The organism is Alsobacter soli (assembly GCF_003004785.1).
In the GTDB taxonomy this organism is placed as follows: Bacteria; Pseudomonadota; Alphaproteobacteria; order Rhizobiales; family Beijerinckiaceae; genus Alsobacter; species Alsobacter soli.
On record NZ_PVZS01000007.1, the window covers coordinates 51,429 to 76,177 of the forward strand.

The window sequence follows — 24,749 nt, forward strand, 5'->3', positions numbered from 1 at the left end:
TCGACGGCCGCAGGCCGGCGGGGTGGAGTGGCGCCGCGCCCGGCGAGGGCGCGCCCGAGCTTTGGCCGCGGCCTTCACACCCCACGCCAGGCGCTCACCCCACCCCGGCCCTGCGGGCCGACCACCCCCCTCGAGGGAAGATTGCGCTGCGCGCCAGGGAGCCCGCCCATGCTGAGCTTCATCGGGCGGCGAATCCTGATCGCGATCCCGACCGTGATCCTCGTTTCGATCTTCGTGTTCACGCTGCAGAAGCTGCTGCCGGGCGATCCCATCCTGGTGCTCGCCGGCGAGGAGCGCGATCCGCAGGTGATCGAGCTCCTGCGGGCCAAGTACCACCTCAACGACCCGCTGCCGATCCAGTACCTCGCCTGGGCCGGACAGGCGCTTCAGGGCAACCTGGGCGTTTCGCTGCGCACGGGCGTGCCGGTGATGCAGCTGATCAAGGACAAGCTGCCCGTCACCCTTCAGCTCGCCGCCATGGCGATGTGCTTCGCGCTGCTGATCGGAATTCCCGCCGGGGTGATGGCGGCCGTCCGGAAGGGCTCTGCCTGGGACTACGGCGCGACGGCGCTGGCCCTGTGGGGGCTGTCCATTCCCAATTTCTTTCTCGGAATCCTGCTGATCTTCCTGATCTCCGTGCAGCTCAACTGGCTGCCGGCGTCCGGCTATGTGCCGCTGTCCGAGAGCGTGTCCCAGAACCTGAAAACCATGATCATGCCGGCCTTCGTGCTCGGCAACGCGCTCGCCGCCTCCATGATGCGCCATACGCGAAGCGCCATGCTGGGCGTGCTGCGGCAGGACTACGTCCGCACGGCCCGCGCCAAGGGCCTGCTGGAGCCGCGGGTGATCCTGAAGCACGCGCTGCGCAACGCGCTGATCCCGGTGGTGACCATCGGCACCCTGCTGTTTGGCGAACTGCTCGCCGGCGCGGTGCTCACGGAGCAGATCTTCACCATCCCGGGCTTCGGCAAGCTGATCGTGGACGCCGTGTTCAACCGCGACTACTCGGTGGTCCAGGGCGTGGTGCTGTGCACAGCGGTCGGCTACATCGCCCTTAACCTCCTGGCGGACGTGCTCTATGTCGTCCTCAACCCTCGCTTGAGGACACGCTGAATGACGCTCGCGCTCGACACGGCCGAGCAGGCCGCCGTTCCCGCCCCGCGCAGCCGGGTCTGGGGCAAGCTGCTGCGCAACCGCTCCGCGGTGGTGGGCGGCGTGCTGGTGGTCGCCTTCGCGCTGATCGCCTTCGTTGGGCCCTTCGTCATCCCGGACGACCCCGTGAAGACGTCCTGGTCTCTGGTGCGCAAGGCGCCGTCGTGGTCGCACTGGTTCGGCACCGACGACCTGGGCCGGGACGTGCTGGCCCGGGTGATCTATGGCGCCCGCGCCTCCCTGCTGGCGGGGGTCGTTTCCGTCACCATCGCGGTCTCCATCGGCGGCCCCTTGGGTCTGATCGCCGGCTATTTCGGCGGTTGGATCGACGCGGTGATTTCCCGCTGCACGGAGGCGATGCTCGCCTGCCCGTTCCTGATCCTCGCCATCGCGCTCGGCAGCGTGCTGGGCGCGAGCCTGACCAACGCCATGATCGCCATCGGCATCGCGGCCGCCCCGATCTTCACCCGGCTCACCCGGGCGCAGGCGCTCGCGGTGAAGACAGAGGACTATGTCGAGGGCGCCCGCGCCATCGGCCTCCCGGATCGCTGGATCATCATCAAGTACATCGTGCCCAACATCTTCGCGCCGATCCTGGTGCAGGCCACACTGATCATGGCCCAGGCCATCATCGCGGAGGCCAGCCTCTCTTTCCTGGGGCTTGGCCAGCAGCCGCCGGCGCCGAGCTGGGGGTCCATGCTCAACACCGGCAAGAACTTCCTCCAGCAGGGCCAGTGGTGGATGTCCATGTTCCCGGGCGTCGGAATCTTCCTGACGGTGCTCGGGTTCAACCTTCTCGGCGACGGGCTGCGCGACGCGCTCGACCCGCGCGAGACCTGAGTTCAACAAGCAAGGCGTACCCCCATGTTCACCACTCGCCCCGAGATCCTGGGGACCTTCGGCGTCGTCACCTCCACCCACTGGATCGCGTCCGCGGTCGGCATGAACGTGCTTGAGAAGGGCGGCAACGCCTTCGACGCCTGCGCGGCGACCGCGTTCACGCTGCAGATCGTGGAGCCGCACCTGTGCGGGCCGGCGGGCGAGGCGCCCGCGGTGTTCTATTCCAAGCGCACCGGCAAGGTGGAGGTGCTGTGCAGCCAGGGCGTCACGCCGGCCGCCGCCACCATCGAGGAGTACAAGCGCCGCGGGCTCGACATGATCCCCGGCTCCGGCCTGCTGGCCACCGTGGTGCCGGGCGCCTTCGACGGCTGGATGCTGCTGCTGCGCGAGCACGGCTCCCTGCCGTTGCGCGACATCCTGGGCCCGGCGATCGGCTACGCCCGAGACGGGCACCCGATGCTGCCGCGCGTGTCGGAAGCCATCGCCGCGCAGGCCGAGTTCTTCGCCAAGGAATGGCCGACGTCTGCCGCCACATGGACGCCGAACGGGGCCGTCCCGACGCCGCGAGCCCTGTTCCGCAACCCCATGCTGGCGATCACCTACCAGCGCATCCTGGACGAGGCCGAGTCGGCCGGCCGGGGCGACCGGGTGCAGGAGATCGAGGCCGCCCGCAACGCCTTCATGAAGGGCTTCGTGGCCGAGGCGATCGACCGCTTCTGCCGCACGACGGAGGTGATGGACGCCAGCGGGCAGCGCAACGGCGCGGTGCTCACGGGACAGGACTTGGCCGAGTGGCAGGCGAGCTTCGACGAGCCGCAGCGCTACGATTATCACGGCTGGACCGTGTGCAAGCAGCGGCCCTGGGGCCAGGGCCCGGCCTTCCTCCAGGCGCTGTCGCTCCTGAAGGGCTTCGACATCGCCGCCATGGACCCCAAGGGCGCCGACTACATCCACACCGTGGCCGAGGCGATGAAGCTCGCCTACGCCGATCGCGAGGCCTACTACGGCGATCCGAACTTCAGCGAGGTCCCGATCGACCAGCTTCTGTCCGACGCCCACGCGGATGAGCGGCGCAAGCTGATCGGCGACAAGGCCTCCAAGGAACTGCGTCCTTCCGTGCTGCCGGGCTTCGAGGAGCAGGTGAAGCACACGCTGGAGAACCTGGCGCGCCGCCGCGACGGAGGCACCGGGGTCGGGGCCGGCGAGCCGACCATGGCCCACCTGCGCACCGCCAAGCGCGGCGACACGGTGCATATCGACGTGATCGACCGCTGGGGGAACATGATCTCGGCGACGCCGTCGGGCGGCTGGCTGCAGTCCTCCCCGGTCATCCCGGAGCTCGGCTTCCCGCTCAACTCGCGCGCCCAGATGTTCTGGCTTGAGCCGGGACTGCCCACCAGCCTGGCGCCGAAGAAACGCCCACGGACGACCCTGACGCCCTCGCTGGCGCTGCATGAGGGCCGGCCGACGCTGGTGTTCGGCACGCCCGGCGGCGACCAGCAGGACCAATGGCAACTCTCGCTGTTCCTGCGCCGGGTCCACCATGGCCTCAACCTGCAGGAGGCGATCGACCTGCCCCTGTTCCACACCGGGCACTTCCCCTCGTCCTTCTACCCGCGCGAGTCGCGACCGGGACACCTGATGGTGGAGGCGAACGTCGGCGAGGACGTGATCGCCGACCTGAAGCGCCGCGGGCATGACGTCGAGGTCGCAGAGCCCTGGACCGTCGGCCGCCTCACTGCGGCCGAGAAGGACGAGAACGGCATCCTCCACGCCGCCGCCACGCCACGGCTGATGCAGGCTTACGCAATCGGGCGGTGAGGGCCGGGCCTGCGCTGGCCCTGCGGTGGAACCAGCCCTCACCCCCTGCCCTCTCCCTCTGGCGTGGGAGAGGGGTAACCCGGCGGCCCGCCGAGCGGCCGCTCATGACGAAGGATGTCGCCTCCGGGCGGCCCTGCGCGCCAGCGCGAGCGTCACGAGGCTGGCGAGGACCAGCACCGGTCCGACGAGGCGATCGGTGCCCACGGCCCGTAGCGGCACGACGGGATCACCCCAGCCCAGCGCCCGGCAGGGGCAGGCGCCTCCGAACGTGGCGGTGACGGTGATCAGAGCCGCCCAAGCCAGCGTGAACAGACTGGCGAGCGCAATCGCCAAATGCGGGCCGCGAGCCACGCCGTGCGGATCGAGCAGCAGGGTGACCCAACCTACGACAAAGAAGGGCAAAGCCATCAGCGCGCCCACATAAAGCGCGCCGGCATGACATTGGCGGCAGTCCACCCAGAGAAAGGCCGCAAAGGCGACGGCGGCGCCCGCCAGCACCGGGCCCAGGGCCGCGCGGCCGTGACGCCAGCCGGTGAGCGCCAGCACGCCGGCCGCAAGCAGCAGTCCGAGGCCAAGCAGCGCTGCGGCTGCGCGCAACACTGCCCCCTCCCGGCCCGGCGATCAGTGCAGGATCTGGCTGAGGAACAGCTTCGTGCGCTCGTGCTGCGGGTTGCGGAAGAACTCGTCTGGCGTGTTCATCTCCACGATCTGCCCAGCGTCCATGAAGATCACGCGGTTGGCGACCTGCCGCGCGAAGCCCATCTCGTGGGTCACGCAGATCATGGTCATGCCCTCCATGGCGAGGGACACCATGGTGTCGAGCACCTCCTTCACCATCTCCGGGTCGAGCGCGGAGGTGGGCTCGTCGAACAGCATGATCTTGGGGCTCATGCACAGCGAGCGTGCAATGGCCACACGCTGCTGCTGTCCGCCCGAGAGCTGGCCCGGGTACTTGTTCGCCTGCTCCGGGATCTTCACGCGGCGCAGGTAGTGCATCGCGATCTCCTCGGCGTCCTTCTTGGGCATCTTCTTCACCCAGATCGGCGCCAGCGTGCAGTTCTCCAGGATGGTCAGGTGCGGGAACAGGTTGAAGTGCTGGAACACCATCCCGACCTCGCGGCGGATCTCGTCGATCCGCTTCAGGTCGTTGGTCAGCTCGATGCCGTCCACGATGATCCGGCCCTTCTGGTGCTCCTCCAGGCGGTTGATGCAGCGGATCATGGTCGACTTGCCGGAGCCGGAAGGCCCGCAGACCACGAGGCGTTCGCCCCGCTTCACCGTGAGGTTGATGTCGCGCAGAACGTGGAACTCGCCGTACCACTTGTTCATGCCGATCAGCTCGATGGCCATCTCGTTCTTGAGCTGGGCGGGCTTGAGGGAGGCGGGCGCGGTAGCGATGGCGGATGACATGTGCGGGGTCTCCCTTACCGTTTGTCCGCCCGCGCCAGGCGCGCTTCCACGCCCCTCGCGTAGCTCGACATCAGGTAGCAGCAGATGAAGTAGAAGACGGCGGCGTAGACATAGCCGGTCGCCGACACGGTCGGCGCGCCCCAGGTCGGGTCGATGCGCGCCGCCTCGATGGTCTTCAAGAAGTCGAAGATGCCGACGATGACGACCAGCGTCGTGTCCTTGAACAGGCCGATATAGGTGTTCACGATGTTCGGGATGGTGATCTTCAGCGCCTGCGGCAGGATGACGAGGCCCATCATCTGCCAGTAGCTGAGGCCCATCGCCATGGCGCCCTCATACTGCCCGCGCGGCAGCGCCTGCAGGCCGGCGCGCACCACTTCGGCCATGTAGGCCGCGGCGAAGAGCGCGATGCCGATCAGGGCGCGCAGCAGCTTGTCGGGCTGGAACTCGTAGGGCACGAACAGCGGCAGCATCACGCTGGCCATGAACAGCACGGTGATGAGCGGCACGCCGCGCACGAACTCGATGAAGATGACGCTGAAGAGCTTGGCCGCCGGCATGGTCGAGCGCCGGCCCAGCGCCAGGATGATGCCGAGCGGCAGCGACACCACGATGCCCACCGCCGAGCACACGATGGTGACCAGGATTCCGCCCCACAGGTTGGTTTCCACCGTCCGCAGCCCGAGCCAGGGCGCGCCGACCAGGAGGATGTAGGACACGATCGGCAGGACGACGAAGAAGTAGATCCCCCCGATGTCCCGGCGCGGCGCCTTCAGGTTGAGCAGCCAGACCACTCCAATGGCGAGCAGCGCGAAGAACACGTTCACGCGCCAGCGCTCCGCCATGGGGTAGGAGCCGTAGGTGAAGTACGCGGCGCGATCCGTCACAAAGGCCCAGCACGCGCCGACGACCGTGCGATCGGGCGTATAGATGCAGGCCTCGCGGTTCTGCCCCGTCCAGATCGCGTCGATGACCAGAAACCGGAGCAGCGGCGGAATGGCCCATGCGAGCAGCAGGGCGATGACGATCGTGAGCGCGATGTTCACCGGCCCGGTGAACAGGTGAGTGCGCATCCAGGCCCAGGGGCCGACCGTGCTGGCGGGCGGGGGCGATGGCTGCAGCGTCGCGCGGCTGACATAGGCGGGGCCGGGGTCGGTCCGCGGCGTGGGAAAGGATGAAGCGTCCGTGGCGGTCATTGTCGTGCCCTCAACGCTCCACCAGGGCCTTGCGGCTGTTGTAGATGTTCATGGCGAAGGACGTGCCGAGGCTGATGGTGAGATAGACCAGCATGGTGATGCCAACCACCTCGATCGCCTGCCCGGTCTGGTTCAGCACCGTTCCGGTGAACACGTTCGCCAGGTCGGGATAGCCTACGAACACGGCCAGCGACGAGTTCTTCGTCAGGTTGAGGTACTGGCTGGTCAAAGGGGGAATGATCACCCGCATTGCCTGCGGGATGATGATCAGCTTGGTCGTCTGGTTGGGCCGGAGCCCCAGCGCGAAGGCCGCCTCGGTCTGCCCGTGCGAGACAGCCAGGATTCCGGCCCGAACCACCTCGGTAATGAACGCGCCCGTGTAGATCGTCAGGCCGAACAGCAGCGCCAGGAACTCCGGCTGCAGCACCATGCCGCCGCCGATGTTGAAGCGCGTGGCCTGGGGGATGTCGAAGTTCAGTGGCCGGCCGAGCGCCAAGTAGGTGACCAGCGGCAGCCCGACGATCATGGCCAGCGTCACCCAGCCCACGGGCGCCTGCTGGCCGGTCTTTTCCTGCCGCTTGCGCGCCCAGTAGCGGAACGCGACCGTGACCACCACGCCGATGGCGAGGGCCAGCCACACGAAGTCGAAGGCCGGCTGGGGATCAGGCCGCGGCGCGTAGAGCCCGCGGTTGTTCAGGAAGATGCTGAAGGGCAGCTTTGCGCTTTCGCGCACGTCCGGCAGCGCCTTGAGGACGGCGTTGTACCAGAACAGCAGCTGAAGGAGCAGCGGCAGGTTGCGCACGATCTCCACGTACCAGCGCGCCACCCCGGCCACGAGCACGTTCTTGGACAGGCGCGCCACGCCCATGGTGAAGCCGAGCATCGTCGCCAGGACGATGCCGATGACGGCCACCAGCAGCGTGTTCAGCAGGCCCACCCAGAAGGCCTGCCCATAGGTGCTGTATTGTTCGGAATAATCGATCAGCGACTGGCTGATCGGAAAACCCGCGGCGTTGTTCCAGAAGCCCAGACCCGTCGCGATGTTCTGCCGGCGGAGGTTCTCGACGGCGTTGGCCGCGGCCTCGTACACCACGAACGCGATGACCAGGCACAGAATGACCTGGAACGCGATGCTGCGAACTCTCGGATCATAGAGCGGCGAAACTTTGGGCCGCTCGGAAGCAGCCTCGATCTGACCGGTCGACATGTCCCGTTCCCCACTCCTCGACGACCTTCAAGCAAGCGCCGTTCCACTTGCAGCCGCCGCGATGCGGGGCGCGGTTGATCCGCGCCCCGCGGCATTCATATCAGCGGATCGGCGGCGCGTACTGCAGGCCGCCCTTGTTCCACAGCGCATTCAGGCCACGCTTGATCTTCAGCGGCGAGCCCTGGCCGACCGTGCGCTCGAAGCTCTCGCCGTAGTTGCCGACGAGCTTGATCACGCGGTACGCCCAGTCGTTGCTGAGGCCGAGCCCTTCGCCGAACTTGCCCTCGGTGCCGAGCAGGCGCTTGATGTCCGGGTTGTCGGACTTGAGCATCTGGTCGACGTTCTTGGAGTCGACGCCAAGTTCCTCGGCGTTCAACTGGGCGAAGAGCACCCACTTCACGATATCGAACCACTGGTCATCGCCGTGGCGCACGGCCGGGCCGAGCGGCTCCTTGGAGATGATCTCGGGCAGCACGATATGTTCGTCGGGCTGGGCGAGGCGCAGGCGTTCGGCGTAGAGGCCGGAGGCGTCCGTGGTGAACGCGTCGCAGCGGCCGGCCTCGTAGGCCTTCAGCGTCTCGTCCGAGGTCGCGAAGGTGACCGACTTCAGCTGCAGCTTGTTGGCGCGGAAATAGTCAGCGAGGTTGAGCTCGGTGGTGGTGCCCTGCTGCACGCAGACGGAGGCGCCGTTCAGCTCGAGCGCGGAGGCCACCTTCAGGTTCTTGCGAACCATGAAGCCCTGGCCGTCATAGTAGTTGACGCCGGTAAAGTTCAGGCCGAGCGATGTGTCGCGGGAGATCGTCCAGGTGGTGTTGCGGACGAGGACGTCCACTTCGCCGGACTGGAGCGCCGTGAAGCGATCCTTGGCGGACAGGGGGGTGAACTTCACCTTCGTGGGGTCGTTGAAGATCGCGGAGGAAATCGCGCGGCAGAACTCCACGTCCAGGCCGGTCCAGTTGCCCTGGGCGTCCGGCTGGCCGAAGCCGGCGAGGCCGGTGTTGGAGCCGCACTGCAAGAAGCCCTTCTGCTTCACGCTGTCGAGCGTGCCAGCCTGCGCCGTTCCGGCGATCAGCGCCGCGGCGACGCCAAACGCCGCCGAAACGAACATGTTCTTTTTCATCTGAAAAAAGCTCCCACTCCGTGGTTTTCGCCCCTGTCCGGGGTCATTCCGTCCGCGCGCGCGCCATCAAGGGCGTTCTCGCGCAGCCGCAATCCATCCATCTCATTTGACTTTTGCGGAACGGTCAAGGGCTTGGCCGGCGCCGTTCGGTCGCGTCTTCGCCAGGATTGAGCCGCGCCCTGGACTTGACGGGTCCCTCCCCCGCCGTGCTCCATGGCGCGCCCGGCGCCGCCGCGCGACTTTGCATCCGGACTTTATCGCATGAAGAAGCTTACGCCCGACGACCAGCGCAATCTGGATCTCCGCACCCGCCTGGTCCATGCAGGACGCGACCCCTCCGAGCAGCACGGCTTCGTCAACACGCCGATCTACCGTGGCTCGACGGTCCTGTACCCGACCATGGACGATGTCCTGAACCGGCGCGGGCGCTACTCCTACGGCACCAAGGGCACGCCGACGATCGAGTCGCTGGAGACCGCCTGGACGCAGCTCGCCGGCGCCGCCGGCTCCGTGCTGCTGCCCTCGGGCCTCGCCGCCATCGCGATCGCCCTGCAGACCTGCCTCAAGGCGGGCGACCACCTGCTCGTGACCGATTCCGTCTACCGACCCACGCGCGAGTTCTGCGAGGGCCTCCTGAAGCGCTTCGGCGTCGAGACCACCTATTTCGATCCCGCCCTGGGCGCCGCGGTCGAGAGCCTCTTCCGCCCCAACACGACCGCCATCCTCACGGAGGCGCCCGGCTCACAGTCCTTCGAGATGCAGGACGTGCCGGCCATCGCCGAGGTCGCCCACCGCCGCGGCCTCTGCGTCCTCATGGACAACACCTGGGCGACGCCGATCTTCTTCCCCCCGCACGAGCGCGGCGTGGACATCGCCATCGAGGCGGGCACCAAGTACCTCTCCGGCGGCTCGGACCTGCTGATGGGCCTCGTCTCGGCCAACGCCGAGTGGTTCCCGCGGCTTCGCCAGACCTTCGACCTCATCGCGCCCTGCGCCGGCCCGGAGGACGCCTTCCTGTGCCTGCGCGGCATCCGCACCATGGCGTTGCGGCTCAAGGAGCATGAGAAGCAGGCCCTCGACATGGCGCGCTGGCTGGAGGCCCGCCCGGAGGTGCACCAGGTGCTCCACCCGGCGCTCGAGTCGCACCCCGGCCACGCGCTTTGGAAACGCGACTTCTCCGGCTCCTCGGGCCTGTTCTCGGTTCTGCTGAAGCCGGCCAGCCGGACCCAGGTCGCCGCCTTGCTGGACGACCTCAAGCTCTTCGGCATGGGCTACAGCTGGGGCGGCTTCGAGAGCCTGGTCATCCCCTTCGACTGCTCGACTTACCGCACGGCTACAACCTGGAGCCCGCCCGGCCCGGCCCTGCGCTTCCACATCGGCCTGGAGAGCCTAGACGACCTCAAGGCAGATTTGGCCGCGGGATTCGAGCGGATGCGCAAGGTGGTGTGAGGGGGAGCGAACGCGCCCTCTGCGAAGCCAAGAAGTCACGCGCCGTCATCCCCGGCGCGCCGCTAAGCGCGGGAAGGGGATCCAGGTGGACGGACGGCCGCAGAGCGGGGCGGCGGAAGCCATCCGAGATCGGCGCGCGCGTCCCCTGGATCCCCTTCCCCTCTGCCGCTGCGCGGCTCCGGCCGGGGATGACGCGGGTTTTAGGCTCCCTACCGCTGTCGAGGGCTAAGCGACGCGTTGCGCGAGCCGAGGGCGGCGTTGGCGCGACGCAGCGCCACCAGGATCTGGTTCGGCGGGGCGGTGAACACCCACTTTTCCGGGGTCAGCTGCGACTGCCGGGTGAGGAAGAAGTAGCCGGTGGCGGTCCAGGAGCGGATGTCGTCGCGCTTGTTGTCCAGCACGAGATCGCCCTTGTCGGTCACAGCGACGAGCACCGCGTGGCCCTCGCCGTGGTTGTCGAGCACGGCCGACATCAGCAGGCGGCCGGAGGGCCAGCCCAGGTCCATGAGCTTGCGCCGCTTCAGGAGAGCGAAGTCCTCGCAATCCCCCGCTCCGTCGTCCGGGAAGCCCCAGACGTCGGACACGCCGAAGTGATCCTGGTCGGTGATCTGGCGGATGGCCCCGTTCACCTCGCGGTTGACGTCGTCGAGCTCGTCCAGGCGCTCGGGCGTGATCTTGAACGACGCCACGTCGCCCTGGGGCGCGCAATCCTGCGGATTCTGCTCGCAGAAGGAATAGAAGGCCCGGGGCGCCGGGGCAGTTTTCCCGACCGTCATGGCGAGCTTGGTCGGAGCGGCCTTGCCGGTCTGCGCCGCCGAGGGCGCGCTCGCCCCGGCCAAAAGAGCCAGCGCGAAGCCGAGCGTCGCCGCCCCTCGAATCGCCCCCATGAAACTACCCCCGGTTGTGCTGCGTTAAGCCTGCCTGTGCCTTCCGGTATTGGCCATCCGGGATTTCACGTAAGCGTCGGTTCGCCCCAGGGGTGAGTCCGCCGGGCAACAGTGGCGATGGGGGGCGACTGCTTTTGCCTGCGCGTCGTATCTCCGCCGTCATCCCCGGCGGCGCGAAGCGCCGGGAAGGGGATCCAGGCGTTTGGGACTGCCCTGAGCAGGGGAGCTAGGCAGGCCTGCGCAGCCTCGCGCGCGCCGCCCCTGGATCCCCTTCCCCTGCGCGGCTACGCCGCTCCGGCCGGTGGGAACGCCGGCCAGTCGCCTGGCCGGCTTGGTTGAGTTCAGGCCGCGATCGTCTCCAGCGCCTGCGCGAGGTCGGCAATGAGGTCGTCCGGGTTCTCCACCCCGATGGACACCCGGATCGTCGCGTCGCTCACGCCGAGGCGGTCGCGGACCTCCTTGGGCACGCCGGAATGGGTCGTGGAGGCCGGGTGGCAGGCGAGCGACTCGGTCCCGCCCAGGCTCACCGCGAGCTTCACGATCTGCAGGGCGTTGAGCACCTTGAATGCCTCCGCCTCACCGCCCTTGACGTCGAAGGAGAAGGTCGAGCCGGGCGCCAGGCACTGGGCGTCATAGGTGCGCCGGGCCGGCGAGCCCTCGGGCAGGAAGCCCAGGAAATACACCGCGCTCACGGCCGGGTGGCCCGCGAGGTATTCGGCCACCGCCTTCGCGTTCTGGCTGGCCGCCCGCATGCGCAGCACCAGCGTCTCCAGCGAGCGCCCCAGCATCCAGCACGAGTGCGGGTCGAGCTGCGTGCCGATGGCGGAGCGCAGCAGCCGGATCGGGCGGATGTGCTCCTCCGCGCCCAGCGCCGCGCCGGCGATCAGGTCGGAGTGGCCGCCCACGTATTTCGTCAGCGAGTAGAGCGACAGGTCCGCGCCCTGCTGAATCGGTTTCTGAAAAACCGGCCCCAACATCGTGTTGTCGCACGCGATCAGCGGCCGCTGGCCCTGCTTCTGTCCGATCGCCTCCGCCACCCGTCGGACGGCCGCGACGTCGACCAGGCTGTTCATCGGGTTGGACGGCGTCTCGATGAAGATCAGCGGCACGCGCCCCTGCGCCATGGCGGCTTCGGCGGCCTGCATCATGCCGGCCTCGTCCACCCCGTCGCCGAGCGGCGCGGCCTTCATGCCGAAGTTGGCCAGCGTCTTGGTGATCAGCGTCTCCGTGCCGCCATAGAGCGGCTGCGAGTGGAGGATCACGTCGCCCGGCCGGGCGTAGGCCAGGATGGCGGTCGAGATCGCCGACATGCCCGAGGAGAACAGCAGCGCCTTTTCCGTCCCTTCGAACACCGCGAGGCGGTCCTCCACGATCTCGGCGTTGGGATGGTTGAAGCGCGAATAGACCAGTCCCGCTGTTTCCCCCGCCGGCAGAGTCTTGCGGCCCGAGACGTAGTCGAAGAACTCCTTGCCGTGCTCCGCCGACTTGAACACGAAGGTGGACGTCAGGAACACCGGCGGCTTCACCGCGCCTTCGGAGAGCGCCGGGTCGAAGCCGTAGCCCAGCATCAGCGTCTCGGGCGCGAGCTTGCGGTTGCCCAGGCGGTCCTTGTGATAGCGTTTCTCGGCCACGACGTGCGGTCCTGTTTTGGAGGGGATCGGAGCGCCAGCCTAGCACGCAACCATGCTTGCGAGCGAAGCGAAGCAATCCAGGGGCGCGCTCCCTTATGGCTCGCCGCTGTACTCCCAATAACGAGCTGAATCGGGGGCCGTCATCCCCGGCGCGCCGCAGGCGCGGGAAGGAGATCCACAGGTGCGCTCTGCAGCCCTGGATCCCCTTCCCCTCCGCGGCTGCGCCGCTCCGGCCGGGGATGACGGCGAGGCACGACCGGCTTCCCTCGACGCGTTCGAAAGCCGCCTTGCTCCCGAAAATATTTTAAGCTTAAATCATCTTGCGGCCCGGCGCGGACCGCGCCAAGGGTCCGCCCCGGCCGTCGCAGCAGCGACGGGAGGCGGACCATGCGCATCAGCATCATCGGCGGCGGGCCCGCGGGGCTCTATTTCGCCATCCTGGCCGCCAAGTCCTTCCCGCAGGCCGCGATTACGGTGAGCGAGCGCAACCGCGCCGACGACACCTTCGGCTTCGGCGTCGTGTTCTCCGACCAGACGCTCGACAATTTCGAGAAGGCCGACCGGGAGAGCTACGCGGCCATCACGAACGCCTTCGCCTATTGGGACGACATCGCCATCCATATCCGCGGCGAGACGCACCGCATCGGCGGCAACGGCTTCTGCGGCTGCTCGCGCCGCACCCTCCTGATGCTGCTGCAGGAGCGGGCCCGGGCGCTCGGCGTCACGCTCCGCTTCGGCCAGGAGCTCGAGGCGATCCCTGGCCCGGACGAGGCCGACCTCGTGGTGGTGGCCGACGGCGTGAACTCGCGCTTCCGCGAGCAGCATCGCGACCACTTCGGCACGCAGGTGGACCTGCGGCCCAACCGCTTCGCCTGGATGGGCTCGACCCGCCCCTTCGACGCCTTCTCGTTCTTCTTCAAGGAGACTGAGTGGGGCGTCTTCATCGCCCATTGCTACCAGTACGAGGCCGACCGCTCGACCTGGGTCCTGGAGACAGACCCGGAGACCTTCGCCAAGGCGGGCCTCGGCGCCCTGACCGAGGCCGAGAGCGTCGCCTTCATGGAGCGCGTCTTCGCCGAGGAGCTCCAGGGCCATCCGCTGATCGCCAACCGGTCGATGTGGCGGCAATTCCCCATGATCCGCAACGACCGCTGGACGATGGACGACCGCGTCGTCCTGCTCGGCGACGCCAAGGCGACCGCACACTTCTCCATCGGCTCCGGCACCAAACTCGCCATGGAGGACTCGATCGCGCTCCACCGGGCTCTCTTGGCCGAGCGCGGCGCGGTCGCCCCGGCCCTCCGCCGCTTCGAGACGGGCCGGCGCGAGGAGGTCGAGAAGACCCAGCACGCCGCCGACGTCAGCCTCGTGTGGTTCGAGCACGTGAAGCGCTTCCTCGACATGGACCCGGTGCAGTTCGCCTTCGGGCTCATGACGCGCGCCAAGTCGATCACCTACGACAACCTGGAGCTCCGGGCGCCCGAATTCGTGCGCGCGGTCGACCGCAGCTTCGCCGCCAACCTTGCCCGCAGCGGAACGCCCGTAAACGTGGCGGAGCCGGTTGCCCCGGCCTTCCAGCCCTTCAGGCTCCGCGAGCTCACGATTCCGAACCGGCTCGTGATGTCCCCCATGTGCATGTACAGCGCGCAGGAGGGCCTGCCCGGGGACTTCCACCTCGTCCACTACGGTTCGCGCGCCATGGGCGGGGCGGGCCTGATCTTCACCGAGATGACCTGCGTGGCCCCGGAGGCGCGCATCACCCCCGGTTGCGCCGGTTTGTGGAACGACGCCCAGCAGGCCGCATGGACCCGCATCGTCGATTTCGTCCATGCCCATTCGGCGGCGAAGGTCTGCCTCCAGCTCGGCCACGCCGGCCGCAAGGGCGGCACGAGGCTGATGTGGGAGGCCATGGACAGGCCCCTGCCCGACGGCGGCTGGGACATCGTGGCCCCCTCGCCCCTGCCCTATTACCCCGAGAGCCGGACGCCCAAGGCCATGGACCGGGCCGACATGGACCAGGTCCGCGACCAGTTCGTCGCGGCGGTCCGCCGCGGCGAGGCCTGCGGCTTCGACATGCTTGAGCTCCACGCCGCCCACGGCTACCTGCTGGCGAGCTTCCTGTCCCCAGTCACCAACCAGCGCACCGATGAGTATGGCGGCTCTCTGGAGAACCGGTTGCGCTACCCGCTCGAGGTGTTCGCGGCGATGCGGGAAGCCTGGCCGGCCGGAAAGCCCATGTCGGTGCGCATCTCAGCCACCGACTGGATCGAGGGCGGGATCACGGGCGACGACGCCGTCGCCATCGCCGAAGCCTTCGCCCAGGCGGGCGCGGACCTGGTGGACGTCTCCACCGGCCAGACCTCCCCGGCTTCACGCCCCTTCTACGGCCGCATGTTCCAGACGCCCTTCGCCGAGCAGATCCGCAACGAGGCGCGCGTGGCCACCATGGCGGTCGGGAACATCACCAGCGTCGACCAGGCCAACACCATCCTGGCCGCCGGCCGCGCCGACCTCGTGGCCTTCGGCCGCCCGCACCTGGCCGATCCCGCCTTCGCCCTGCGCGCGGCCGCCTGGTACGGCGCCGACGCCTTCGCGCCCAACCCCTACCGCCCGGGCTGGGAACAGCTGAAGCGCAACACGCCACGCGAAAAGGCGGACCTCGTGGACCTGAAGCTTAAGGCCAAGCCAAAGTCCCATCGCGTTCAGCAAACCGACGGGAGCCCGTTGCGCGACGCGGCGGAATGATCGTTTGATGGCGGGAACCGGGGGGGGGAAATTTTCGCATGCACGTCATCATCGTAGGGGGCGGGATCGGCGGGCTCACGGCGGCGCTGATGCTCCACCGCCGCGGGATCAAGGCGACCGTCTTCGAGCAGTCTTCGGCCATTCGCGAGGTGGGCGTCGGCATCAACACGCTGCCGCACGCCATCGCCGAGCTCGAGCAGCTGGGCCTGCTGCCTGCGCTGGACTCTGTCGGCGTCCGCACCCGCGAATTGATCTACATGAACCGCTACGGCCAGACCGTATGGCGAGAGCCGCGCGGGACCTATGCCGGGTTCAAGGTCCCGCAGTTCTCCATCCACCGCGGGCGGTTGCAGAAGGTCATCGCCGACGCCGTGGTCGAGCGCCTTGGCCCGGACGCCGTGCGCACCGGGCGCCGCCTGCTCGGCTTCATCGAGGACGAGGGCGGGGTCACTGCCCACTTCGCTGACAGCCGCTACGGCGCGGACGGCGAGACGATCCGCGGCGACGTGCTGGTGGGCGCCGACGGCATCCACTCGGTCGTGCGCGCCCGCTATTTCCCGAACCAGGGCTCGCCCAAGTGGCAGGGCGTCCGCATGTGGCGCGGCGCGATCGACTGGCCGCAGTTCCTCGACGGCGAGAGCATGATCATCGCCGGCGGCATGCAGGCCAAGCTGGTGCTCTACCCCATCGGGAGGGGCGAGCGCCCGGATACGCGCCTCACCAACTGGGTGGTGAACGTGCGCCTGGGCGACCCGGACCGGCCGCCGCCGAAGGAGACGTGGTCCACCCAGGGGCGCCTGGAGGACGTGCTGCCCTTCGCCCGCCGCTTCACTGTGCCGGGCGTGGATGTGGAAGGGTTGGTCAAGGCGACGCCGCAGTTCTGGGAATACCCCATGTGCGACCGCGACCCCCTGCCCCGCTGGACGCACGGCCGCGTGTCCCTGCTGGGCGACGCCGCGCACCCCATGTACCCGGTGGGCTCCAACGGCGCGAGCCAGGCCATCCTGGACGCCCGCTGCCTGGCCGATTGTCTCGCGAAAGCGGAGCACCCGCGCCATGGCCTGGCGATGTACGAGGCCGAGCGCCTGCCCAAGACGGCCGAGATCGTCGCCATCAACCGCCAGGGCGGCCCCGAGCGCGTCATTGACGCCGTCGAGGCGCTCGCCCCCAACGGCTTCGACGACGTGGAGCGCGTCCTGAACTACGCGCGGCGCGAGGCCATCGTGAAGAGCTACGCCGGCGCGGCCGGCTTCGCCCTGCAGCAGCTCAACCGCAAGGCGGGCTAGACCCCTCTCCCCTTTAAGGGTTGAGGGCCTCAGGGCGCAGAGCCCCTGGCCACGTGCATTCCACCGTCATCCCCGGCGACCTGCGCAGCAGGTCGGGAAGGGGATCCAGGGGGTTCGCACAGCAGCCCTGGATCCCCTTCCCGGCGCTTCGCGCCGCCGGGGATGACGGCGAGATAGGCGCGGCGAGATCGATCCAAATGGGACCAGCCCTCATCCCGACCCTCTCCGGCATCGCGGGGAGAGGGAGAGGCAACCCTCACGCCCCCTCGGGAGGAGGCGGCAGGAAGTCCACCTCGTGCTTGGCGGAGAGCGCCACCACGTCGGCCGGGTTCTGATCGGCCATGGAGTGGATGCCCCAGAACAGGTCGAACAGCCGGCGAGTGGGCGACACCCAGAACAGGCACTTGTTGACCCCGTCCGACTTGTTGAAGATCCCGTGCGGGATGCCCATCGGCAGGCGGATCAGGTCGCCGGCCGTCGCCGACATCTCCTGGCCGTCAAGCACGAGGTCGAAGCGGCCCTCGAGCACGTAGATGAACTCGTCCTGGGTCGGATGGATGTGCGGCGGCACGAAGGTCCCGGGCGGGAATGTCGCGTGCCAGGAGAACGAGCTCTCGGTCAGGTGCTTGGGCACATAGGTCTGGCCCAGGATGTTCCAGACGATGCCGTCCATCCCTTGCCCGGCCGGCGTCACGCCCGCGGTCATCGGCTTCATGGGTCCCCTCCCTTCGGGTTTTCAGAGGTGCAGATAACGATCCTTCACGCTGGCGTCGGCCAGCAGCGCCGCGTTGGCGCCGGACCAGACCACTTGGCCCTTCTCAAGAACCACGTGTCGGTCTGCGATGCGGGCCAGCGCGTCGACGTGCTTGTCGATCACCAGGATGGCCTCCCCCTCGGCCTTCAGCGCTGCGAGGCAGGTCCAGATCTCCTGCCGGATGATTGGCGCAAGCCCCTCGGTGGCCTCGTCCAGGATGATGAGCTTCGGATTTGTCATCAGCGCACGGCCGATCGCCAGCATCTGCTGCTCGCCGCCCGAGAGCTCGTTGCCCCGGTTGCCCCTGCGCTCCTGCAGGCGCGGCATGAACGCGTAGACCCGCGCCAGCGACCACCGCGCCTTGCCGAACCGATCGGCGGCCGTGGCGACGAGGTTCTCTTCCACCGTGAGGGTCGGGAACACCTGCCGGCCCTCTGGCACGAGCCCGAGTCCCGCCTGCGCCCGCCGGAATGGCGGCGCGGCCGTCAGGTCCCTGCCGTCGAAGCGCACCATGCCGCCCCGGGCCTTGATGAGGCCCATCACGGTCATCACGGTCGTGGTCTTGCCCATGCCGTTGCGGCCGAGCAGCGTCACCACTTCGCCCGGGCCGACCGTGAGGTCGACCCCGAACAGCACCTGGGCGTCGCCGTAGCCGGCCTGGAGGTTGCGGACTTCCAGCATCAGGCCGCCTCGTCGCCCAGATATGCCGCACGCACGGCCGGGTCCGACCGGATCGCCTGCGGCGTCCCGCTGGCGATGACTTCGCCGTAGACCAGCACGCTGATGCGGTCGGCCAGGGAGAACACCGCCTCCATGTCGTGCTCCACCAGCAGCAGCGCGTAGCGCCCTTTCAGCGAGCGCAGCAGCTCGACGATGCGGCCGGATTCCTCCCGGCCGACGCCCGCCATGGGTTCGTCCAGCAGCAGGACCTTCGGCCCCATCGCGAGCGCCATGGCGATCTCCAGCGCCCGCTTCTCGCCATGGGACAGGCGGCCCGCCGGAACCGCCGCACGGGTGGACAGCCCCACCGCGGCCAGCGCCGCCCGAGCCTCGCCGTTGAGCGCCTCATCCGCCGCAACCCGGCCGAACAGCCGCAGCGGCCGCTTCGCCCGCGCTTGCGCCGCGAGCGCGACGTTCCCGAGCGCGTCGAGCGAGGGGATGATGGACGTGATCTGGAACGTCCGCGCCAGCCCGGCCCGGGCCCGCGCCGCAGGCGGCGCGCCTGTAAGGTCGGCCCCGTCGATCAGCACGCGCCCGGCGTCCGGCCGCAGCGTGCCCGCGATCTGGTGGATCAGCGTGGTTTTCCCTGCGCCATTCGGCCCGATCAGCGCATGCAACTCGCCGGGCATGACGTCCAGGGCGACGTCGTTGGTGACGGCCAGCGCCCCGAAGGACTTGCGCAACCCGTCGATGCGGACGATCGGCTCAGCCACGGGCGCCTCCCCGACTGGTCAAGCGGCGCAAGAGGTCGGCGAGGCCGCCGCGCGTGAACAGCACGAAGAGGACGATCAGGACGCCGAAAGCGAGCTTCCAGTGCTCGGAAAAGCCCGACAGCGCTTCCTCCAGCAGCAGGAAGGCCGCTGCGCCCAGCACCGCGCCCCACAGCGAGCCCAGCCCGCCGATGATGATCATGAAGATCAACTCGCCCGAGCGCTGCCAGGCCATGTAGGCCGGGCTCACGAACTCCGCCTGGTTGGCCAGCAGCACTCCCGCCACTGAGGCCAGCATGCCGGACATCACGTAGGCCGCGAGCCGGATGCGGAACACGTCGAAGCCGAAGGAGGCGACCCGCACCGGGTTGTCGCGAGCTCCTTGGAGCGCCCTGCCAAAGCGCGAGCCCACGATGGCCCGCACCAGCGTGTAGGCGGCCGCGAGGAACCCAAGCGACACATAGAAGAACGCGACCTTGTTCTCCAGCACCGGGAAGCCTGCCACGGTTGAGCGCTCGAACAGCGTCAGCCCGTCGTCGCCACCATAGGCGTAGAGCGCCTGCGAGAAGAAGAACGCCATCTGCCCGAAGGCCAGCGTGATCATGATGAAGGCCACGCCCTTGGTGCGCAGCGAGGCTGCGCCCGTGAAGGCGCCGAAGGCCGCCGCCAGCGCCAACGCGACGGGCAGGACGAGCAGCAGGTCCCCTCGACCGCCGTCCACCATGATGCCGGCCGTATAGGCCCCGATGCCAACGAAAGCCGCGTGGCCGAAGCTGACCAGCCCGCCGACGCCCAGGATAAGGTCCAGCGACAGCGCCGCGATCGCCATGATGACGATGCGGTTCACCAGGGACAGCCAGTAGGTCTGCCCCGTGGCGATCGCGACCAGCGGAAATAGCCCGAACAGCGCCAGCAGCACCAGCGGCGAGACCCCGTCCAGGGCCAACGCGCGCCGCGGCGCCGGGGGCGCGGCGCCCGCGCCGGTCGCTTCCGCGCTCATGTGCGCCCCCGCGCCGGCATGAGCCCCTCGGGCCGGAAGAACAGCACGACCGCCATGAGGATGTAGATGAACGCCGAGGACAGCCCGCCCGCCACGCCCCGAGCCGCCGCGGGGGGCAGGAACAGACGCAGGAGGTCCACGGAGTACGACCGCCCCAGCGTGTCCAACAGGCCCACGATCAGCGCCGCCGCGAAGGCGCCGCGGATGGAGCCGATTCCGCCGATCACGATCACCACGAACGCCAGGATCAGCACGCTGTCGCCCATGCCGGGCTCGACGGAGAGAATCGGCGCCGCCATCGCCCCGGCGAATCCGGCCAGCATGGCCCCGAAGGCGAACACGATCATGAACAGCCGGTTGATGTCGACGCCCAGCGCCGAGACAATGGGCGCATTGGAGGCGCCTGCCCGCACCAGCATGCCGATGCGGGTCTTCTCGATGAGGAGCCAGAGCAGCCCCGCCACCGCCAGCGCGGCCAGGATGATCGCGAAGCGGTACACGGGGTAGAGCACGCCCTCGCCCATGGCCACGGCGCCCTGCAGCGCCTCCGGCACCGCCACGCTGATCGGCGCCGCGCCCCAGATCATCTTCACCGTTTCGTTGAGGACGAGGATCAGCCCGAAGGTCGCCAGCACCTGGTCCAGGTGGCTGCGCGCGTAGAGGTGGCGGAAGATAAGCCCCTCCATCGCCAGCCCGATCGCCAGCGCGCCCACGAGCGCCAGCACGAGACCGAGGGCGAAGCTGCCCGTATAGGCGATCAGCGCAGCCGCCAGATACGCGCCCACCATGTACTGCACGCCATGGGCGAGATTGATGAAGTCCATCACCCCGAACACCAGCGTCAGCCCCGCCGCCACCAGGAACAGCAGCAGCCCGAGCTGGAGCCCGTTCAGGACCTGGATGGTGAGGAGGGTGATGGACATCGAGAACTGTGCTCGCTCGCGAAATGCGGGTCTTTGGTTGGGTGCGAACTCTCAACCGCCATCCCCGGGCTTGTCCCGGGGATCCACGTCCGGGGCGCCCGCGTGGATGGCCGGGACAGGCCCGGCCATGACGACTGAAGCACAACGCGGCGGGCCCGATGATCCAGGCCTAACGGCGCGTCATCCCCGGCGGCGCGAAGCGCCGGGAAGGGGATCCAGGGGCAGAGCGCGGACGCCCTGGATCCCCTCCCCCTCCGCGCCTGCGGCGCTCCGGCCGGGGATGACGGACGCCAAACGTCCGTCACTTCAGCGGGCAATCGGCCGCGTGGGTGTCGCCGTAGTCCGTGAACACCTTCTCGGCGATCTCCGTCTGGAACTTGCCGTCCGGCCGCTTGGCGACCTTCACGACGTAGAAGTCCTGGATGGGATAGCCGTTGGTGTTGAACTTGAACTTGCCGCGCAGGGACTGGAAATCGGCCTTCTTGATCGCCGCCCGCAGCGCCGCCTTGTCGGCGGTGTTCCCGTTCGTGGCCTTCAGCGCGCTGTTGATGATCTGGGCCGCGTCATAGGCCTGCATCGCGTAGGAAGCCGGCACCGCGTTGTAGGCCGCCTCGTACTCCTGCACGAACTTCTTGTTCTGCGGGTTGTCGAGGTTCGGCGCCCAGGTCATGCCGCCGTAGAAGCCGAGCGCCGCGTCCTGCTGGGCCGGCAGCGTGGATTCGTCCACCGTGAAGGCGGAGAAGAACGGCAGCTTGTCGGCGAGCCCCGCCTGTCGGAACTGCTTCACGAGGTTCACCCCCATGCCGCCCGGCATGAACGCGAAGAACACGTCCGGCTTGGCGGCCGCAATCTTCGCGAGCTCGGAGGAGAAGTCGAGCTGGCCGAGCGGGATGTAGGCTTCGTCGACGATCTCGCCCTTGAAGTGCTTCTTGAAGCCCGCCAGCGAATCCTTGCCGGCCTGGTAGTTGGGGGCCATCAGGTAGGCGCGCTTGTAGCCCTTGTCCTGGGCGTACTTGCCCATGACCTCGTGCGGCTGGTCGTTCTGGTAGGACGAGACGAAGAAGTTCTCGTTGCACTGCTTGCCGGCGAAGTTGGACGTGCCGGCGTTGGGCGAGATCAGGATCGTGCCGCTGTCGGTGACCGGCTTGAAGATCGCCTGCAGGATGTTGGAGAACACCGGTCCGACAACGAAGTCCACCTTGTCGCGCTCGAGCAGCGTGCGGACCTTGGACACGGCCACGTCCGGCTTCAGTTCGTCGTCGACGATCACCACCTCGACCGGCCGGCCGCCCATCTTGCCGCCGAAATCCTTGATCGCGAGCTGGAAACCGTCCCGAACCTGCTGCCCCAACGCGGCCTGCGGGCCGGTGAGCACCGTGACCAGGCCGATCTTCAACGGCTCCTGCGCCCAAGCGCCAGCCGCGGACAGCGCAACCACGCTGGCGGCGAGCGAAACTGTTTGAGCGATACGCCTCATTGCACAACCCCTCCCCTTTTTCGGGCGCCATGCTAGGACGGCCGCCCTGCCGGGCTCCAGCCCTAAGTGTTGGCACGCCCCAATGATCTGCGCAAATTATTTTAGGGTTCAAATATCCTCCTCGTCATTGCGAGGCGCGCAGCGACAAAGCAATCCAGAGCCGCTGTGCGTGAGCCTCTCCAGGCGGTGCCTGCCCGTGAATTGCTGCGCTGCGCTCGCAATCACGGTTGAGGCTCATCCAACTCCCGCCATCACGCACGGCCTTGCGCTCAGCCCCGCAATAGCTTTAAGCTTAAAACATCTGGCGCGGGGATCCCTATGGGCGACTGCAGCGGACGCAGAGCGATCGTCACCGGCGGCAGCCGCGGCATCGGCCGGGCGATCGCCCGCGCGCTGACTCGGGCGGGGGCTGAGACGATCATTCTCGGCCGCTCCCAGGTCTCGCTGGACGAAGCCGTCCACGCTGGGGACGCCAGCGCCGCACGTGCAGCCGACATCACCGACGGCCCGGCCCTGCGGCGCGCGCTCGAGCACGTCCTCTCGGACGGTCAGGTCGACATCCTGGTCAACAACGCCGGTTCAGCGGCATCCGGCCCGTTCCTGAAGGACGACGGGGCAGCCCTCGCCTCTATGCTGACCCAGCACGTGGCGGCGCCCGCCGAGGCCGTCCGTCTCGTCCTGCCCGGCATGCTCGCCACCGGCCGCGGCCGCATCGTCAACATCGCCTCCACGGCCGCCCTGAAGGGCTACGCCTTCATGAGCGCCTATGGGAGCGCCAAGCACGCCATGCTGGGGCTCACCCGCTGCCTGGCGCTGGAGCACGCCCGCACGGGCGTGACGATCAACGCCATCTGCCCCGGCTTCACGGAAACCGAGCTCGTGCTCGGCGGGGTGCAGCAGCGCGCTGCCAAGCTCGGCCGCGAGGCGGCCGACATGCTGGCCGAGTTCAAGAACAGCAAGCCCATGGGCCGCCTCGTGCAGCCCGACGAGGTCGCCGCCGCCGTGCTGTGGCTGGTCTCGGACGCCGCCGCGGCGGTGACCGGCCAAGCCATCGTGGTGGACGGCGGCGAGACGATCGCCTGAAAGGCCTGACGCATGATGCTCGATGCGGAAACCAAGGCGCTGGAAGAACCCTCGGCCCACGAGGCGGAGGTGAGGCTCTGGCTTCGCCTACTCACCTGCGCCAACCTCATCGAGGGCGAAATCCGCTCCAAGCTGCGCGAGCGCTTCGACATCACCCTGCCGCGCTTCGACCTGATGGCCCAGCTCGACCGCGCGCCCGAGGGCATGACGCTCTCCGACGTGTCCAGGCGCATGATGGTGTCCAACGGCAATGTCACCCACATCGTCGACAAGCTGCTCGCCTCCGGCGACCTCGACCGCCGCACCGCGGAGCACGACCGGCGCGTTCAGGTCATCAGCCTGACCTCGAAGGGACGAGCCGAGTTCCGCGCCATGGCGGCCGAGCACGCGGATTGGCTGGCCCGCCTCTTCGCCGGCCTCGGCGAGACCGACATCAACGATCTCATGCGTCTGCTCGCCAAGGCGAAGGCCTCCGTGCGCGCCGGCCTTGCCGAGGAGACCGCCCGATGAGCGCCAACCCTGTGACCCTGCCGCTGAGCGGCTACGCGGCTCGCAACTTCGGCTTCGAGGTCAGGGGAAAGACGGCCGTCGTCACCTTGAATTGCCCTGAGAAGAAGAACCCGCTGACCTTTGAATCCTATGCGGAACTCTGCGACCTGTTCCGGGTGCTCGCCCGGGATGAGGCGGTCAAGGCTATGGTTGTGACCGGCGCGGGCGGTAACTTCTCCTCCGGCGGGGACGTGCACGAGATCATCGGCCCGCTGATCGCCATGGACACGGTCGGCCTGCTCAGGTTCACCCGCATGACCGGCGAGCTGGTGAAGGCCATGCGCGCCTGCCCGCAGCCCATCGTGGCCGCGATCGACGGCGTCTGCGCCGGCGCCGGCGCCATTGTCGCGATGGCGTCTGACCTGCGCTTCGGCACGGCGCGCGCCAAGGTGGCCTTCCTGTTCAACCGCGTCGGCCTCGCCGGCTGCGACATGGGCGCCTGCGCCATCCTGCCCCGCATCATCGGCCAGGGTCGCGCCTCCGAGCTGCTCTACACGGGCCGCGCCCTGCCCGGCGAGGAGGCCGAGCGCTGGGGATTCTTCAACCGCCTCTGCGCGCCTGAGTCGGTGCTGGCCGACGCCCTCGCCATGGCGGACGAGATCGCCGCCGGTCCGACCTTCGCCCACGCGATGACCAAGCGCATGCTTCACATGGAGTGGGCCATGAGCGTCGACGACGCCGTCGAGGCGGAAGCCGTGGCCCAGGCGCTGTGCATGCAGACGGAGGACTTCGGCCGCGCCTACCGGGCCTTCGCCGCCAGGCAGAAACCCGTCTTCGAGGGCGACTGAC

Annotated in this window: 22 protein-coding genes; 9 read left to right on the top strand and 13 right to left on the bottom strand. The window is 68.5% G+C overall.

Annotated features, from left to right (window positions below; genetic code table 11):
- The first annotated feature begins 168 nt into the window (after window positions 1–168).
- From SLNSH_RS07850 to SLNSH_RS07860, 3 genes are read left to right on the top strand one after another with little or no spacing between them, the layout of a single operon-like run.
- Window positions 169–1,113: an ABC transporter permease gene (locus SLNSH_RS07850; RefSeq protein ID WP_106336131.1), complete on the top strand. Its 945-nt coding sequence runs from the start codon at window positions 169–171 to the stop codon at window positions 1,111–1,113.
- Window positions 1,114–1,992, top strand: a complete 879-nt coding sequence (locus tag SLNSH_RS07855; protein ID WP_106336132.1) for an ABC transporter permease — start codon at window positions 1,114–1,116, stop codon at window positions 1,990–1,992. It begins immediately after the preceding gene.
- A 24-nt stretch (window positions 1,993–2,016) separates the two neighbouring features.
- Complete coding sequence (locus SLNSH_RS07860; RefSeq protein ID WP_106336133.1) at window positions 2,017–3,813, top strand: gamma-glutamyltransferase family protein; 1,797 nt, start codon at window positions 2,017–2,019, stop codon at window positions 3,811–3,813.
- 102 nt (window positions 3,814–3,915) lie between these two features.
- Here SLNSH_RS07860 and SLNSH_RS07865 read toward each other — a convergent pair whose 3' ends face one another.
- The 5 genes from SLNSH_RS07865 to SLNSH_RS07885 all read right to left on the bottom strand — a co-directional run bounded on the left by SLNSH_RS07865 (window position 3,916) and on the right by SLNSH_RS07885 (window position 8,746).
- Window positions 3,916–4,413 (bottom strand): hypothetical protein, encoded by a 498-nt coding sequence (locus SLNSH_RS07865; RefSeq protein WP_106336134.1) that lies wholly within the window; start codon window positions 4,411–4,413, stop codon window positions 3,916–3,918.
- A 21-nt stretch (window positions 4,414–4,434) separates the two neighbouring features.
- Window positions 4,435–5,223 carry an amino acid ABC transporter ATP-binding protein gene (locus tag SLNSH_RS07870; protein WP_106336135.1) on the bottom strand — a complete coding sequence of 263 codons (789 nt, stop codon included), beginning with the start codon at window positions 5,221–5,223 and terminating at the stop codon, window positions 4,435–4,437.
- Between the two features lie 14 nt (window positions 5,224–5,237).
- Entirely contained in the window at window positions 5,238–6,419 is a 1,182-nt protein-coding gene (locus tag SLNSH_RS07875) for an amino acid ABC transporter permease (protein ID WP_106336136.1), read from the bottom strand.
- Window positions 6,420–6,429: 10 nt separating this feature from the next.
- The gene (locus SLNSH_RS07880; protein ID WP_106336137.1) at window positions 6,430–7,626 is read right to left on the bottom strand and encodes an amino acid ABC transporter permease; all 1,197 of its coding nucleotides are present in this window, start codon (window positions 7,624–7,626) and stop codon (window positions 6,430–6,432) included.
- 100 nt (window positions 7,627–7,726) lie between these two features.
- Window positions 7,727–8,746 (bottom strand): amino acid ABC transporter substrate-binding protein, encoded by a 1,020-nt coding sequence (locus SLNSH_RS07885; protein ID WP_425352984.1) that lies wholly within the window; start codon window positions 8,744–8,746, stop codon window positions 7,727–7,729.
- A gap of 261 nt (window positions 8,747–9,007) precedes the next feature.
- Here SLNSH_RS07885 and metC point away from each other — a divergent pair, with 261 nt between their 5' ends.
- Window positions 9,008–10,195 (top strand): cystathionine beta-lyase, encoded by a 1,188-nt coding sequence (metC, locus tag SLNSH_RS07890; protein WP_106336138.1) that lies wholly within the window; start codon window positions 9,008–9,010, stop codon window positions 10,193–10,195.
- 209 nt (window positions 10,196–10,404) lie between these two features.
- Here the strand turns inward: metC and SLNSH_RS07895 are convergent, their stop codons facing one another.
- Window positions 10,405–11,082 (bottom strand): transglutaminase-like cysteine peptidase, encoded by a 678-nt coding sequence (locus tag SLNSH_RS07895; RefSeq protein WP_106336139.1) that lies wholly within the window; start codon window positions 11,080–11,082, stop codon window positions 10,405–10,407.
- A gap of 341 nt (window positions 11,083–11,423) precedes the next feature.
- Complete coding sequence (locus SLNSH_RS07900; protein ID WP_106336140.1) at window positions 11,424–12,713, bottom strand: cystathionine gamma-synthase family protein; 1,290 nt, start codon at window positions 12,711–12,713, stop codon at window positions 11,424–11,426.
- Between the two features lie 387 nt (window positions 12,714–13,100).
- Here SLNSH_RS07900 and SLNSH_RS07905 point away from each other — a divergent pair, with 387 nt between their 5' ends.
- Complete coding sequence (locus tag SLNSH_RS07905) at window positions 13,101–15,458, top strand: bifunctional salicylyl-CoA 5-hydroxylase/oxidoreductase (protein ID WP_106336141.1); 2,358 nt, start codon at window positions 13,101–13,103, stop codon at window positions 15,456–15,458.
- Between the two features lie 38 nt (window positions 15,459–15,496).
- Window positions 15,497–16,744: a flavin-dependent oxidoreductase gene (locus SLNSH_RS07910; RefSeq protein WP_106336142.1), complete on the top strand. Its 1,248-nt coding sequence runs from the start codon at window positions 15,497–15,499 to the stop codon at window positions 16,742–16,744.
- 256 nt (window positions 16,745–17,000) lie between these two features.
- On the opposite strand, the gene SLNSH_RS07915 is transcribed toward SLNSH_RS07910, so the two are convergent.
- The 6 genes from SLNSH_RS07915 to SLNSH_RS07940 all read right to left on the bottom strand — a co-directional run bounded on the left by SLNSH_RS07915 (window position 17,001) and on the right by SLNSH_RS07940 (window position 22,328).
- Window positions 17,001–17,459: a cupin domain-containing protein gene (locus SLNSH_RS07915; protein ID WP_106336143.1), complete on the bottom strand. Its 459-nt coding sequence runs from the start codon at window positions 17,457–17,459 to the stop codon at window positions 17,001–17,003.
- Window positions 17,460–17,480: 21 nt separating this feature from the next.
- Entirely contained in the window at window positions 17,481–18,179 is a 699-nt protein-coding gene (locus tag SLNSH_RS07920; RefSeq protein ID WP_106336144.1) for an ABC transporter ATP-binding protein, read from the bottom strand.
- Window positions 18,179–18,931: an ABC transporter ATP-binding protein gene (locus tag SLNSH_RS07925; RefSeq protein WP_106336145.1), complete on the bottom strand. Its 753-nt coding sequence runs from the start codon at window positions 18,929–18,931 to the stop codon at window positions 18,179–18,181. Before SLNSH_RS07925 ends, SLNSH_RS07920 begins: the two co-directional genes overlap by 1 nt.
- Complete coding sequence (locus SLNSH_RS07930) at window positions 18,924–19,928, bottom strand: branched-chain amino acid ABC transporter permease (protein WP_106336146.1); 1,005 nt, start codon at window positions 19,926–19,928, stop codon at window positions 18,924–18,926. Before SLNSH_RS07930 ends, SLNSH_RS07925 begins: the two co-directional genes overlap by 8 nt.
- Window positions 19,925–20,851, bottom strand: coding sequence for a branched-chain amino acid ABC transporter permease (locus SLNSH_RS07935; protein WP_106336147.1), 927 nt, complete (start codon window positions 20,849–20,851; stop codon window positions 19,925–19,927). Before SLNSH_RS07935 ends, SLNSH_RS07930 begins: the two co-directional genes overlap by 4 nt.
- A gap of 301 nt (window positions 20,852–21,152) precedes the next feature.
- Window positions 21,153–22,328: an ABC transporter substrate-binding protein gene (locus SLNSH_RS07940; RefSeq protein ID WP_106336148.1), complete on the bottom strand. Its 1,176-nt coding sequence runs from the start codon at window positions 22,326–22,328 to the stop codon at window positions 21,153–21,155.
- Window positions 22,329–22,646: 318 nt separating this feature from the next.
- Here SLNSH_RS07940 and SLNSH_RS07945 point away from each other — a divergent pair, with 318 nt between their 5' ends.
- Genes SLNSH_RS07945 through SLNSH_RS07955 form a run of 3 tightly spaced genes read left to right on the top strand, consistent with a single transcriptional unit; the run spans window position 22,647 to window position 24,748 of the window.
- On the top strand, window positions 22,647–23,411 hold the full coding sequence (locus SLNSH_RS07945; protein ID WP_106336149.1) for an SDR family NAD(P)-dependent oxidoreductase: 765 nt from the start codon (window positions 22,647–22,649) through the stop codon (window positions 23,409–23,411).
- Between the two features lie 12 nt (window positions 23,412–23,423).
- Window positions 23,424–23,921: a MarR family winged helix-turn-helix transcriptional regulator gene (locus SLNSH_RS07950; RefSeq protein ID WP_196240222.1), complete on the top strand. Its 498-nt coding sequence runs from the start codon at window positions 23,424–23,426 to the stop codon at window positions 23,919–23,921.
- The gene (locus SLNSH_RS07955; RefSeq protein WP_106336150.1) at window positions 23,918–24,748 is read left to right on the top strand and encodes an enoyl-CoA hydratase family protein; all 831 of its coding nucleotides are present in this window, start codon (window positions 23,918–23,920) and stop codon (window positions 24,746–24,748) included. The genes SLNSH_RS07950 and SLNSH_RS07955 overlap by 4 nt, the downstream gene beginning before the upstream one ends.
- Window position 24,749 lies beyond the last annotated feature (1 nt).